We start from the raw sequence: 12,572 nt of genomic DNA on the forward strand, positions 1-12,572 counted from the left end.
ACAATTGTATTTTTTAACCAAGAGCCTCTCTCTTCTTATCTGGATTCCAGATAAAGCTTGCAATGAAGGTAAAGATAATCGTTAGGATACCAACAACCACAGCAAGGATGAGGGCAGGGATGCGGACAAACCACCAGAGTGGGTTTGGTTTTTTATCATTGTGCCATTGCTTGGTTTCTTCGTCCAAACGTTGGAATTCAGCTTGGATGCGGTCTGCAACCATTTCAATCCCTTCATCATTCATTTTCTTAATGTCTGAGATATCGATAGGATTTCCAAAGTTCATATCCACACGTTCACGGCTGACTAAGCCTTTCAAGGTCATGGGACCGGTGTAGGTAACCGGCATGATACGGACCTTGGCCATTTTGGCAATCAAGGCAACTCCACCCTTGACATCGTTTGAGTGACGGCTCCCGCTTGGGAACATGATGAGAGAGCGGTCGCTTTTTTTGAGGACGTTGATAGGGTACTTGATGGCAGAGGCATTAGGTTTTTCTCGGTCGATAGGAAAGGCGCCACACATACGGATCCACCAGCCAAAGATACGGTTGTTAAACAGTTCTTTTTTGGCCATAAAGATGAACTGTTTTGGCTTGGTCGCAAAAGCCATATATACAGGATCCCACCAAGTACGATGAGGAGCGACGAGGATATAGTTTTCGTCTCGGCTAGGGATTTTATCAGTATTGTGATAGTGGGCATTGCCATTGATGGACCACAAGATCAGCATGACTAGTCCACGTAAATAAGTATAAAACATGAGATCTCCTTCGATTGTATTGCTTTTATTATTATACCTTATCAAAAGACTGCTGGCAAACTTTTTCAGTTATCAGCCAACAGTTTTAGATGGGATTAGAATTCTTTAAAAAAAAATGATATGATAGAATTTATGGATAAAAATAAGATTATGGGATTAACCCAAAGAGAAGTCAAGGAAAGACAGGCTCAAGGTTTGGTCAATGACTTTACCGCTTCAGCTAGTACCAGTACTTGGCAAATCTTTAAACGAAATGTTTTTACACTTTTTAACGCATTAAACTTTGTTATTGCCCTAGCGCTGGCCTTTGTGCAGGCTTGGAGCAATCTGGTTTTCTTTGCCGTTATCTGCTTTAACGCTTTTTCTGGGATTGTGACTGAGCTACGGGCCAAACACATGGTGGACAAGCTCAATCTCATGACTAAGGAAAAGGTCAAAACCATCCGTGATGGTCAAGAAGTCGCTCTTGATCCAGAAGAGTTGGTTCTAGGAGATGTCATTCGTTTGTCTGCTGGGGAGCAGATTCCTAGTGATGCTCTGGTTCTGGAAGGATTTGCAGAAGTCAATGAAGCTATGTTGACGGGTGAGAGTGATTTGGTGCAAAAAGAAGTGGATACTTTGCTTTTATCAGGGAGTTTCCTAGCCAGTGGCGCAGTTTTGGCTCAAGTCCACCATGTCGGGGCAGAAAACTATGCTTCCAAACTCATGCTGGAAGCTAAGACTGTGAAACCGATCAATTCCCGTATCATGAAATCGCTAGACAAGCTAGCTGGTTTTACTGGGAAGATTATCATTCCCTTTGGTCTTGCTCTCTTGCTAGAAGCCTTCATGTTAAAAGGCTTGCCCCTCAAGTCATCCGTTGTAAATTCGTCAACAGCCCTTTTGGGGATGTTGCCCAAGGGAATCGCCCTTTTGACCATTACTTCACTCTTGACTGCGGTGATCAAGCTGGGCTTGAAAAAGGTATTGGTGCAGGAGATGTACTCTGTTGAGACCTTGGCGCGCGTGGATATGCTCTGTCTGGACAAGACGGGCACCATCACTCAAGGAAAGATGCAGGTGGAGGATGTTCTTCCTCTGACGGAAACTTATGATGATGAGGCTATTGCCAGCATTTTGACTAGCTATATCGCTCATAGTGAGGATAAAAATCCAACAGCTCAAGCCATTCGCCAGCGTTTCCAAGGTCAGGTTTCTTATCCTATGCTTTCGAATCTTCCTTTCTCAAGCGACCGCAAGTGGGGAGCTATGGAGTTAGAAGGGCTAGGAACGGTTTTCTTAGGTGCGCCTGAAATGTTGTTAAACTCTGAAGTCCCAGAAGCTAGAGAGGCCTTGGAGAGAGGGTCTCGTGTCTTGGTCTTAGCCCTCAGTCAGGAAGAACTAGACCATCATAAACCACAGAAACCATCTGATATTCAGGCTCTCGCCTTGCTGGAAATCTTGGACCCTATTCGAGAAGGAGCAGCTGAGACACTGGATTATCTCCGTTCTCAGGAAGTGGGCCTCAAGATTATCTCTGGCGACAATCCAGTCACGGTTTCCAGTATTGCCCAGAAAGCTGGTTTTGCAGACTATCACAGCTATGTAGATTGTTCAAAAATCACGGATGAGGAATTGATTGCCATGGCTGAAGAGACAGCTATTTTCGGACGTGTTTCCCCTCATCAAAAGAAACTCATCATCCAAACGCTGAAAAAAGCAGGGCATACAACGGCAATGACAGGGGACGGAGTCAATGACATCCTAGCTCTTCGTGAGGCGGATTGTTCGATTGTAATGGCGGAGGGAGATCCGGCGACTCGTCAGATTGCCAATCTAGTTCTTTTGAACTCAGACTTTAATGATGTTCCTGAGATTCTCTTTGAAGGTCGTCGCGTGGTCAATAACATCGCCCATATCGCACCGATTTTCTTGATTAAGACTATCTATTCCTTCCTGTTAGCAGTTATCTGTATTGCCAGTGTTTTACTAGGACGGTCTGAGTGGATCTTGATTTTCCCCTTCATTCCGATTCAGATTACTATGATCGACCAGTTTGTGGAAGGGTTCCCACCATTCGTTCTGACTTTTGAGCGAAATATCAAGCCTGTTGAACCAAACTTCCTCAGAAGATCCATGCTTCGCGCCCTACCAAGCGCACTCATGGTCGTGTTCAGCGTTCTCTTTGTGAAAATATTTGGAGCGAGTCAAGGTTGGTCTGAGTTAGAAATCTCAACCCTACTCTATTATCTCCTTGGTTCTATCGGTTTCTTATCTGTATTTAGAGCCTGCATGCCATTTACCCTCTGGCGTGTTCTCTTGATTGTCTGGTCTGTAGGAGGCTTCCTAGCTACAGCTCTCTTCCCAATGATTCAAAAGCTACTTGAAATTTCGACCTTAACTGGACAAACGTTACCTGTTTATGGGGCCATGATGCTGGTATTTACGGTGATTTTCATTCTAACCAGTCGTTACCAATCTAGAAAATAAAGAAAGACTGCAATCTGTTGATTGTGGTCTTTTTAGGTGCAAGATTGCTAGCTGAAATATGGTATAATAAGAGGTAATAGAGTTTTGGAAAGTGAGAGAAGATGATTTCAAAGAGATTAGAATTGGTAGCTTCCTTTGTGCCACAGGGGGCCGTTTTACTAGATGTGGGAAGTGACCATGCTTATCTGCCCATCGAGTTAGTTGAGAGAGGCCAAATCAAAAGCGCCATTGCAGGGGAAGTGGTGGAAGGTCCTTACCAGTCTGCGGTTAAAAATGTTGAGGCTCACGGTCTAAAGGAGAAAATCCAAGTTCGTTTAGCCAATGGCTTGGCAGCCTTTGAAGAGGCAGACCAAGTATCGGTTATCACCATTGCTGGTATGGGTGGCCGTTTGATTGCTACCATATTGGAAGAAGGCTTGGACAAACTAGCTAATGTAGAGCGTTTAATCCTCCAACCTAATAATCGTGAAGACGACTTGCGTATTTGGTTGCAAGACAATGGTTTTCAGATTGTGGCAGAAAGCATTCTAGAAGAATCTGGCAAATTCTACGAGATTTTGGTGGTGGAAGCGGGACAAATGAAGCTATCAGCCAGTGATGTTCGCTTTGGACCTTTCTTGTCCAAAGAAGTCAGCCCAGTCTTTGTCCAAAAATGGCAAAAAGAAGCAGCTAAGTTAGAGTTTGCTCTTGACCAAATCCCAGAGAAAAATCGAGAAGAACGTCAAGTTCTTGTAGATAAAATTCAAGCCATCAAGGAGGTGCTCCATGCTAGCAAGTGAAGTAATTAGAGCTTATGAAGCCTTTTGCCCTCAGGAGTTTTCCATGGAGGGAGACAGTCGTGGCCTGCAAATCGGTACTTTGGACAAGGATATCCAAAGGGTCATGGTTGCCCTCGATATTCGAGAAGAGACGGTGGCAGAGGCCATTGAAAAGGGTGTGGATTTGATTATCGTTAAGCACGCGCCTATCTTTCGTCCCATCAAGGACTTGGTAGCCAGCCGTCCGCAAAATCAGATTTACATTGATTTGATTAAGCATGACATTGCAGTGTATGTCAGCCATACCAATATTGACATTGTTGAAAATGGTCTCAATGACTGGTTCTGCCAGATGCTAGGAATCGAGGAGACGACTTATCTGCAGGAAACTGGCCCAGAACGTGGGATTGGACGGATTGGGAATATTCAGCCTCAGACATTTGGGGAATTGGCCCAGCATGTCAAACAAGTCTTTGGCCTAGATAGTCTTCGAATGGTGCATTATCAAGAGAGTGATTTGCAGAAGCCTATTTCAAGAGTGGCCATCTGTGGTGGCAGTGGGCAGTCTTTCTACTCTGATGCTTTAGCAAAGGGGGCAGATGTTTATATCACTGGCGATATCTACTATCATACAGCTCAGGATATGCTGTCTGATGGCCTGTTAGCACTGGACCCAGGACATTATATCGAAGTGCTTTTTGTGGAAAAAATCACTGCACTCCTTATTCAATGGAAGGCAGAGAAGGGCTGGTCTATTGATATTTTGCCTAGTCAGGCATCGACTAATCCTTTCCACCATATCTAGTTAGAAGGTGAAGAAAATGAAAAAAGTTGCCATTATTGGAGCAGGGATTGTAGGGGCAACTGCTGCCTACTACCTCGCGAAAGAAAGCGACCTAGAGGTGACCGTTTTTGACCATGGACAGGGACAAGCAACCAAGGCAGCAGCGGGAATTATCAGTCCTTGGTTTTCCAAACGCCGCAATAAAGCTTGGTACAAGATGGCGCGCTTGGGGGCTGACTTTTATGTGGATTTGTTGGCTGATTTAGAAAAGTCAGGACAGGAAATCGACTTTTACCAGCGTTCGGGAGTTTTTCTCTTGAAAAAGGATGAATCCAAGTTAGAAGAACTCTATGAACTAGCACTCCAGCGTAGGGAAGAATCTCCCCTGATAGGCCGGTTAGCCATTCTAGACCAAGCGTCTGCAAATGAATTATTCCCTGGTTTGCAGGGATTTGACCGCCTGCTCTATGCTTCTGGTGGGGCACGGGTGGATGGCCACCTATTAGTGACTCGTTTGCTAGAAGCCAGTCAAGTCAAGCTGGTCAAAGAAAAAGTGAGTCTGACACCTTTAGCATCAGGTTACCAGATTGGTGAAGAGATGTTTGATCAGGTTATTTTGGCGACAGGAGCTTGGTTGGGAGACGTTTTGGAACCTTTAGGATATGAGGTAGATGTTCGTCCCCAAAAAGGACAACTCCGAGATTATCAGCTCTCCAAAGACCTAGCATCTCACCCTGTTGTCATGCCAGAAGGGGAGTGGGATTTGATCCCTTTTGTAGGTGGGAAATTGTCCTTGGGCGCCACCCATGAAAATGATATGGGATTTGATTTGACGGTAGATGAAACCTTGCTCCAACAAATGGAGGAGGCATCCTTACCCCACTATCCAGCCTTGGCAGAAGCGAAATCATTAGGTGAGCGTGTGGGAATTCGCGCCTATACCAGTAATTTCTCCCCTTTCTTTGGACAGGTGCCAGGCTTAGCGGGTGTTTATGCGGCTAGTGGTCTAGGTTCATCAGGTCTCACAACGGGTCCAATCATCGGGTATCATCTAGCTCAACTGGTCCAAGACAAGGAGTTGACCTTGGACCCAGTAAACTACCCAATTGCAAACTATGTCAACCGAGTAAAAAGCGAGTAAGATTTTACTGAAATTTTAGCAGGTAGTTTAGGATGTCAAATGACATTCCCTATCAAAAATGATAAAATAAGAAAAAATAATCCGAGAATCGAGGAAATAAGATGCAAGAAAAGATTTTGGTAACGGGTGGTGCCGGATTTATCGGAACCCACACTGTTATTGAGTTGATCCAAGCAGGTCATCAAGTGGTCGTGGTGGATAATCTTGTCAATAGCAATCGTAAAAGTTTAGAAGTTGTTGAAAGAATCACAGGAGTTGAGATTCCTTTTTATGAGGCAGATATCCGTGATACAGATACCCTCAGAGATATTTTCAAGCAGGAAGAACCGACTGGTGTGATTCACTTTGCTGGTCTGAAGGCTGTTGGCGAATCAACCCGTATCCCTCTTGCCTACTATGACAACAATATCGCTGGAACTGTCAGCCTGCTAAAAGCCATGGAAGAAAATAACTGTAAGAACATCATCTTCAGTTCTTCGGCGACAGTTTACGGAGACCCTCATACAGTACCAATCTTAGAAGATTTCCCACTTTCAGTGACCAATCCATACGGTCGTACCAAGCTCATGCTAGAGGAAATTTTGACCGATATCTACAAGGCAGACTCAGAATGGAATGTGGTCTTGCTGCGTTACTTCAACCCAATCGGAGCACATGAGAGCGGTGACTTGGGAGAAAATCCTAACGGCATTCCAAACAATCTCTTGCCTTATGTTTCACAAGTAGCAGTGGGCAAACTAGAGCAAGTACAAGTTTTTGGAGATGATTACGATACAGAAGATGGAACTGGGGTTCGTGACTATATCCATGTTGTCGATTTAGCTAAAGGTCACGTTGCAGCTTTGAAAAAACTCCAAAAAGGTTCAGGTCTAAACATTTATAACCTTGGAACTGGTAAAGGTTACTCCGTTCTTGAAATTATCCAAAATATGGAAAAAGCAGTGGGACGTCCTATTCCTTACCGCATCGTAGAACGCCGCCCAGGTGATATCGCTGCCTGCTACTCAGACCCAGCAAAAGCCAAAGCAGAGCTTGGATGGGAAGCAGAACTCGACATCACCCAAATGTGTGAAGACGCATGGCGTTGGCAAAGCAAGCATCCAAATGGATTTGAAGACTAAGATGATGATTTCAATCATTGTCCCTTGTCTCAACGAAGAGGAAGTACTTCCTCTTTTTTATCAGTCTGTGGAAGCTCTGCTTCCTGACTTGGGAGCAGAAGTCGAATATGTCTTTGTAGACGATGGATCAAACGATGGAACCTTAGAGCTTTTGAAGGCCTATCGGGAGCAAAATCCTGCGGTCCGTTATGTCTCATTCTCACGAAATTTTGGGAAAGAGGCAGCCTTATACGCAGGCTTGCAGCATGCAACTGGAGACTTGGTGGTCGTGATGGATGCAGATCTTCAGGATCCTCCTAGTATGCTACTTGAGATGAAAGCCTTACTAGACCAAAATGCAGATATAGACTGTGTTGGGACACGGAGAACTAGTCGGGAGGGAGAACCCTTTTTCCGTAGTTTCTGTGCGGACCTCTTTTACCGCCTCATGCAAAAAATTAGCCCAGTGGCTCTACCCTCAGGTGTCCGTGATTTTCGCATGATGAGAAGGTCTGTGGTAGATGCTATTTTAACCCTGACCGAGTCCAATCGTTTTTCTAAAGGACTCTTTGCCTGGGTGGGTTTTAAAACGCACTATCTTGATTATCCAAACGTTGAACGACAGGCTGGCAAGACCAGTTGGAGTTTTAGACAACTCTTTTTCTACTCGATTGAAGGAATTCTTAACTTTTCAGATTTTCCCTTGAGTATAGCCTTTGTAGCGGGACTCCTATCTTGTTTTCTTTCTTTTGTGATGACTATTTTTGTAGTGTTTCGGACTCTTATCTTGGGAAATCCCACATCTGGTTGGACCTCTTTGATGGCTGTCATTCTTTTTCTTGGAGGGATTCAGCTCCTGACGATTGGGATTCTCGGTAAGTATATCAGTAAGATCTATCTAGAGACCAAAAAAAGACCACTCTATCTCGTCAAAGAAAAAAGTGACCTTTCTATTATTGAAGGAAAAAATAACCAAAAAAGACTATAATTTTACCTAGAAATATGCTAAACTAGTAGGTGTGGGAAAAATGAGAAAAAATCAATTATATTTATTCCCTGCTTCCTACGATGGATCTTTTAGGAGTGCACGTGTAGGACAATTTTTGATGGCCTCCAGAACATCGCTGGTCTCAGCGATTTCTCTTTGCAATTCAACTGGATCATCGTAAAATCGAACGATTCCATTATCATGGTAATCAAAGAGTTCAGAATAGGTTTGGCAAAGCCCGCAGGCGATGCACCGTTCGGGTATAAGTGTGACTTTCATATTTATATTGTAATAAGAAAATGTAAAAAAAACAAGGAGTAAGGTATGGAAAAAGAACCATGGCAAGAAGATATTTACGAAAACAATGAGGAAGAAACAAGATCAGAGCGTCGACACCGGAAACAAAAAGGGAAAGGCGTTGTTGCGAATCGTGTCTTGACGGTTCTAGCTAGCCTCTTCTTTGTAATTGTTGTAGCAATGGTAGTTGTATTGATTTACCTATCAACCGGAGGAAGCAATCGTACTTCATCTTTGAAGGACTTCTATGATGCATCGTCTCCTTCTACAAGTTCAAGTTCTAAAGTGGAAGCATCATCATCTTCAAGTAGCAAGGTAGAGGAAACATCTTCTTCTGAATCAACACCTTCAGAGAGCAGTTCGGAAGAACATACAGAGGGTGAAGGAACACTTACAGTACAGCCGGGAGAGGGAGAAGCAGCTCTTGCTCAACGTGCAGGGATTTCCATTGCCCAGCTAGAAGCCCTAAATCCTTCTCATATGTCATCTGGATCTTGGTTTGCCAACCCAGGTGATGTGATTAAAACAAGATAGGAGTCGGTCATGAAGACAATTCAAATTGCTATCGATGGTCCAGCTTCGAGTGGCAAGAGTACGGTCGCAAAGATTGTCGCTAAGGATTTTGGTTACACTTATCTCGATACGGGTGCTATGTACCGTGCTGCGACTTATATAGCGCTCAAACACCAGTTGGATGCAGGAAATGTAGACCAACTTCTTGAGCTTCTTAACCAACACCCCATTAGTTTTGGACGTTCAGAAACTGGTGAGCAACTTGTTTTTGTAGGAGATGTTGATATTACGCATCCGATTCGTGAAAATGAAGTGACCAACAAAGTTTCAAGCATTGCTGCCATTCCTGAGGTGCGTGAGAAGCTGGTTTCGCTCCAGCAAGAGATTGCTCAGCAAGGTGGTATCGTCATGGATGGGCGTGATATCGGGACAGTTGTTTTACCACAAGCTGAACTCAAGATTTTCCTAGTGGCTTCTGTTGAAGAAAGAGCAGAGCGTCGTTACAAGGAAAACATTGCTAAAGGGATTGAGACTGACTTGGAAACGTTGAAAGAAGACATTGCTGCGCGTGACTACAAGGACAGTCATCGTGAAACCTCTCCTCTCAAACAGGCTGAGGACGCAGTTTACCTTGACACAACTGGACTAAGTATCCAGGAAGTGGTCGAAAAAATCGAATCAGAAGCAAAAAAATATATGTCCTAGGGACGAGAGGAGCAGGCTAGATGATACCTGCTCCTTTTCTCTCTTTTGCGCGCGTTTCAAAACAGTCTTTTTGGGAGAATTTTGATAAAATAGTAGTATCAATAAAAAGGACGGAAGCATGACAAAGAAAATCATAGCCATTTGGGCCCAGGATGAAAAAGGTGTGATTGGGAAGGAAGATCGTCTCCCTTGGCATTTGCCGGCAGAGTTGCAACATTTTAAGGAAACAACTTTAAATCATGCTATACTGATGGGGCGAGTGACCTTTGATGGCATGGGACGTCGTCTGCTTCCAAAACGGCAAACCCTGATTTTAACGCGAAATAGCGAAGAAATCATAGATGGGGCGCTCGTATTTCAAGATGTGGAGTCTGTTTTAGCGTGGTATCAGAGTCAGGAAAAAAATCTCTATATCATTGGCGGAAAACAGATTTTTCAGGCTTTTGAGCCATATTTAGATGAAATCATTGTGACACAGATTCATGCTCAGGTGGAGGGAGATACCTATTTTCCTGAGGAGTTTGACTTGTCTCATTTTGAGACAGTTGCAAGCAAATCTTATACCCGAGATGAGAAAAACGACTATGATTTTACCATCGAATACCGAGATAGAAAGGAAGTCTAATGGAGCGCAGTATATTTGGATTTTTTACAGCTTTTTTGTGTGTGATCTGTATTTTGACTGGAGCACAGGCTTTTCGTAAGAAGCGCTATGGACTGTCTGCCTTACTCTGGTTGAATGCTTTTACCAATCTGGTCAACAGTGTCCACGCTTTTTATATGACCTTATTTTAGATAGAATGATAAATTAGAATGGAAGGAAATCATGCCTACAAATAGGAAAAATGATATGATGGTTTATTGCTCATTTTGTGGCAAAAGCCAAGAAGAAGTAAAGAAAATAATCGCTGGGAACAACGCCTTTATCTGTAATGAATGTGTGGAGTTGGCCCAGGAAATCATTCGGGAGGAGTTGGCCGAGGAAGTCTTGGCAGACTTGTCTGAAGTACCAAAACCAATCGAACTCCTCAATATCTTAAACCACTATGTGATTGGTCAGGATCGTGCCAAACGTGCCTTGGCAGTGGCTGTATACAATCACTATAAACGCATTAATTTCCACGATACGCGTGAAGAGTCAGAAGATGTGGATTTGCAGAAGTCAAATATCCTGATGATTGGTCCAACTGGTTCTGGGAAAACTTTCTTGGCTCAGACTTTGGCTAGGAGCTTGAACGTGCCTTTTGCTATTGCAGATGCGACAGCTCTGACTGAGGCTGGGTATGTGGGTGAGGATGTGGAAAATATCCTCCTCAAACTCTTGCAGGCTGCTGACTTTAACATCGAACGTGCAGAGCGTGGGATTATCTACGTAGATGAAATTGACAAAATTGCCAAGAAGAGCGAGAATGTGTCTATCACACGTGACGTTTCGGGCGAAGGGGTACAACAAGCCCTTCTCAAGATTATCGAGGGAACTGTAGCCAGCGTGCCACCTCAAGGTGGACGCAAACATCCACAACAAGAGATGATTCAGGTGGATACTAAAAATATCCTCTTCATCGTGGGTGGTGCCTTTGATGGCATCGAAGAAATCGTTAAACAACGTCTGGGTGAGAAAGTTATTGGATTTGGTCAAAACAACAAGGCGATTGACGAAAACAGCTCCTACATGCAAGAAATCATCGCAGAAGACATTCAAAAATTCGGGATTATCCCTGAGTTGATTGGACGCTTGCCTGTATTTGCTGCTCTTGAGCAATTGACGGTTGATGACTTGGTTCGCATCCTGAAAGAGCCAAGAAATGCCTTGGTGAAACAATACCAAACCTTGCTTTCTTATGATGACGTTGAGTTGGAATTTGACGATGAAGCCCTTCAGGAAATCGCCAATAAGGCTATCGAACGCAAAACTGGTGCGCGTGGTCTTCGGTCTATTATCGAAGAAACCATGCTAGACGTTATGTTTGAAGTTCCAAGTCAAGAAAATGTGAAATTGGTTCGCATCACAAAAGAAGCTGTCGATGGAACGGAAAAACCAATCCTAGAAACAGCCTAGAGGTGACTATGGAAATCAATACACACAATGCTGAAATCTTGCTCAGTGCGGCAAACAAGTCCCACTATCCGCAGGATGAATTGCCAGAGATTGCCCTTGCAGGGCGTTCAAATGTTGGCAAGTCTAGCTTTATCAACACCATGCTGAACCGCAAGAATCTGGCCCGTACATCAGGAAAACCTGGCAAAACCCAGTTGCTCAACTTCTTTAACATTGATGACAAGATGCGTTTTGTGGATGTACCAGGTTATGGCTATGCCCGCGTTTCCAAAAAGGAACGTGAAAAGTGGGGGCGCATGATTGAGGAGTACCTGACAACTCGGGAAAATCTCCGTGCCGTAGTCAGTTTGGTGGACCTCCGTCACAACCCGTCAGCAGATGATGTGCAGATGTACGAATTTCTCAAGTATTATGAGATTCCGGTTATCATCGTTGCGACCAAGGCGGACAAGATTCCTCGTGGTAAGTGGAATAAGCATGAATCAGCAATCAAAAAGAAATTAAACTTTGACCCAAGTGACGACTTCATCCTCTTTTCATCTGTCAGCAAGGCAGGGATGGATCAGGCTTGGGATGCAATATTAGAAAAATTGTGAGGGAAAGAAATGGCAAAAACAATTCATACAGACAAAGCTCCAAAGGCTATCGGACCATATGTTCAAGGGAAAATCGTTGGCAATCTTTTGTTTGCTAGCGGTCAAGTTCCTCTATCTCCTGAAACTGGAGAAATTGTAGGAGAAACGATCCAAGAACAGACAGAACAAGTTTTGAAAAACATTGCTGCTATTTTGGCTGAAGCAGGAACAGACTTTGACCATGTTGTTAAAACAACTTGCTTCTTGAGCGATATGAATGACTTTGTTCCTTTTAACGAGGTTTACCAGACTGCCTTTAAAGAGGAGTTCCCAGCTCGTTCAGCTGTAGAGGTTGCACGTCTTCCTCGTGATGTAAAAGTCGAAATTGAAGTGATCGCAGAGATTGGATAAGCTAGTTGA

At 43.9% G+C, this 12,572-nt stretch carries 15 protein-coding genes; 13 read left to right on the forward strand and 2 right to left on the reverse strand.

Translation table 11 applies throughout. The features are described from left to right. Positions 1-13: 13 nt before the first annotated feature. Positions 14-763 carry a lysophospholipid acyltransferase family protein gene (locus tag MP387_RS02675; RefSeq protein WP_049485162.1) on the reverse strand — a complete coding sequence of 250 codons (750 nt, stop codon included), beginning with the start codon at positions 761-763 and terminating at the stop codon, positions 14-16. 132 nt (positions 764-895) lie between these two features. Between MP387_RS02675 and MP387_RS02680 the strand changes: the two genes are divergently transcribed. The 6 genes from MP387_RS02680 to MP387_RS02705 all read left to right on the forward strand — a co-directional run bounded on the left by MP387_RS02680 (position 896) and on the right by MP387_RS02705 (position 8,003). Continuing rightward, the gene (locus tag MP387_RS02680) at positions 896-3,232 is read left to right on the forward strand and encodes a cation-translocating P-type ATPase (protein ID WP_242748028.1); all 2,337 of its coding nucleotides are present in this window, start codon (positions 896-898) and stop codon (positions 3,230-3,232) included. A 101-nt stretch (positions 3,233-3,333) separates the two neighbouring features. Beyond that, a complete protein-coding gene (locus MP387_RS02685; RefSeq protein WP_242747508.1) occupies positions 3,334-4,011 on the forward strand; it encodes a tRNA (adenine(22)-N(1))-methyltransferase in 678 nt (225 codons plus the stop codon). Further along, entirely contained in the window at positions 3,998-4,795 is a 798-nt protein-coding gene (locus MP387_RS02690) for a Nif3-like dinuclear metal center hexameric protein (RefSeq protein WP_242747510.1), read from the forward strand. Before MP387_RS02685 ends, MP387_RS02690 begins: the two co-directional genes overlap by 14 nt. A gap of 16 nt (positions 4,796-4,811) precedes the next feature. After that, positions 4,812-5,915: an NAD(P)/FAD-dependent oxidoreductase gene (locus tag MP387_RS02695; RefSeq protein ID WP_242747512.1), complete on the forward strand. Its 1,104-nt coding sequence runs from the start codon at positions 4,812-4,814 to the stop codon at positions 5,913-5,915. Positions 5,916-6,016: 101 nt separating this feature from the next. After that, positions 6,017-7,036 (forward strand): UDP-glucose 4-epimerase GalE, encoded by a 1,020-nt coding sequence (gene galE / locus MP387_RS02700; RefSeq protein ID WP_001156532.1) that lies wholly within the window; start codon positions 6,017-6,019, stop codon positions 7,034-7,036. Between the two features lies 1 nt (position 7,037). After that, positions 7,038-8,003 carry a glycosyltransferase family 2 protein gene (locus MP387_RS02705; protein ID WP_242747514.1) on the forward strand — a complete coding sequence of 322 codons (966 nt, stop codon included), beginning with the start codon at positions 7,038-7,040 and terminating at the stop codon, positions 8,001-8,003. A 75-nt stretch (positions 8,004-8,078) separates the two neighbouring features. Here the strand turns inward: MP387_RS02705 and MP387_RS02710 are convergent, their stop codons facing one another. Beyond that, positions 8,079-8,282 (reverse strand): ferredoxin, encoded by a 204-nt coding sequence (locus MP387_RS02710; RefSeq protein WP_002874767.1) that lies wholly within the window; start codon positions 8,280-8,282, stop codon positions 8,079-8,081. A 45-nt stretch (positions 8,283-8,327) separates the two neighbouring features. Here MP387_RS02710 and MP387_RS02715 point away from each other — a divergent pair, with 45 nt between their 5' ends. The 7 genes from MP387_RS02715 (at position 8,328) to MP387_RS02745 (ending at position 12,563) form a co-directional block, all read left to right on the forward strand. Then, entirely contained in the window at positions 8,328-8,834 is a 507-nt protein-coding gene (locus MP387_RS02715; protein WP_076984714.1) for an SAG1386/EF1546 family surface-associated protein, read from the forward strand. A gap of 9 nt (positions 8,835-8,843) precedes the next feature. Further along, positions 8,844-9,518 (forward strand): (d)CMP kinase, encoded by a 675-nt coding sequence (gene cmk, locus MP387_RS02720; RefSeq protein WP_242747516.1) that lies wholly within the window; start codon positions 8,844-8,846, stop codon positions 9,516-9,518. A gap of 118 nt (positions 9,519-9,636) precedes the next feature. Next, complete coding sequence (locus MP387_RS02725) at positions 9,637-10,143, forward strand: dihydrofolate reductase (RefSeq protein ID WP_139658410.1); 507 nt, start codon at positions 9,637-9,639, stop codon at positions 10,141-10,143. Further along, complete coding sequence (locus MP387_RS02730; RefSeq protein WP_000442252.1) at positions 10,143-10,313, forward strand: hypothetical protein; 171 nt, start codon at positions 10,143-10,145, stop codon at positions 10,311-10,313. Before MP387_RS02725 ends, MP387_RS02730 begins: the two co-directional genes overlap by 1 nt. Positions 10,314-10,344: 31 nt before the next feature. Further along, positions 10,345-11,577: an ATP-dependent Clp protease ATP-binding subunit ClpX gene (gene clpX, locus MP387_RS02735; RefSeq protein WP_061420517.1), complete on the forward strand. Its 1,233-nt coding sequence runs from the start codon at positions 10,345-10,347 to the stop codon at positions 11,575-11,577. 8 nt (positions 11,578-11,585) lie between these two features. Continuing rightward, on the forward strand, positions 11,586-12,173 hold the full coding sequence (gene yihA / locus MP387_RS02740) for a ribosome biogenesis GTP-binding protein YihA/YsxC (RefSeq protein ID WP_242747518.1): 588 nt from the start codon (positions 11,586-11,588) through the stop codon (positions 12,171-12,173). Positions 12,174-12,182: 9 nt separating this feature from the next. Beyond that, positions 12,183-12,563 carry a RidA family protein gene (locus MP387_RS02745; protein WP_001140417.1) on the forward strand — a complete coding sequence of 127 codons (381 nt, stop codon included), beginning with the start codon at positions 12,183-12,185 and terminating at the stop codon, positions 12,561-12,563. The last annotated feature ends 9 nt before the right edge of the window (positions 12,564-12,572 follow it).

This window comes from Streptococcus oralis (assembly GCF_022749195.1).
Classification (GTDB): Bacteria; Bacillota; Bacilli; order Lactobacillales; family Streptococcaceae; genus Streptococcus; species Streptococcus oralis_CI.

What these genes read in the sequence shown, in the direction of transcription:
- MP387_RS02715 (WP_076984714.1), top strand. Translation starts at nt 8,328, where the DNA reads ATGGAAAAAGAACCATGGCAAGAAGATATTTACGAAAACAATGAGGAA.
- MP387_RS02725 (WP_139658410.1), top strand. Translation starts at nt 9,637, where the DNA reads ATGACAAAGAAAATCATAGCCATTTGGGCCCAGGATGAAAAAGGTGTG.
- MP387_RS02695 (WP_242747512.1), top strand. Translation starts at nt 4,812, where the DNA reads ATGAAAAAAGTTGCCATTATTGGAGCAGGGATTGTAGGGGCAACTGCT.
- MP387_RS02710 (WP_002874767.1), bottom strand. Translation starts at nt 8,282, where the DNA reads ATGAAAGTCACACTTATACCCGAACGGTGCATCGCCTGCGGGCTTTGC.
- MP387_RS02685 (WP_242747508.1), top strand. Translation starts at nt 3,334, where the DNA reads ATGATTTCAAAGAGATTAGAATTGGTAGCTTCCTTTGTGCCACAGGGG.
- MP387_RS02705 (WP_242747514.1), top strand. Translation starts at nt 7,038, where the DNA reads ATGATGATTTCAATCATTGTCCCTTGTCTCAACGAAGAGGAAGTACTT.
- galE (WP_001156532.1), top strand. Translation starts at nt 6,017, where the DNA reads ATGCAAGAAAAGATTTTGGTAACGGGTGGTGCCGGATTTATCGGAACC.
- MP387_RS02675 (WP_049485162.1), bottom strand. Translation starts at nt 763, where the DNA reads ATGTTTTATACTTATTTACGTGGACTAGTCATGCTGATCTTGTGGTCC.
- yihA (WP_242747518.1), top strand. Translation starts at nt 11,586, where the DNA reads ATGGAAATCAATACACACAATGCTGAAATCTTGCTCAGTGCGGCAAAC.
- clpX (WP_061420517.1), top strand. Translation starts at nt 10,345, where the DNA reads ATGCCTACAAATAGGAAAAATGATATGATGGTTTATTGCTCATTTTGT.
- MP387_RS02745 (WP_001140417.1), top strand. Translation starts at nt 12,183, where the DNA reads ATGGCAAAAACAATTCATACAGACAAAGCTCCAAAGGCTATCGGACCA.
- MP387_RS02730 (WP_000442252.1), top strand. Translation starts at nt 10,143, where the DNA reads ATGGAGCGCAGTATATTTGGATTTTTTACAGCTTTTTTGTGTGTGATC.
- MP387_RS02690 (WP_242747510.1), top strand. Translation starts at nt 3,998, where the DNA reads ATGCTAGCAAGTGAAGTAATTAGAGCTTATGAAGCCTTTTGCCCTCAG.
- cmk (WP_242747516.1), top strand. Translation starts at nt 8,844, where the DNA reads ATGAAGACAATTCAAATTGCTATCGATGGTCCAGCTTCGAGTGGCAAG.
- MP387_RS02680 (WP_242748028.1), top strand. Translation starts at nt 896, where the DNA reads ATGGATAAAAATAAGATTATGGGATTAACCCAAAGAGAAGTCAAGGAA.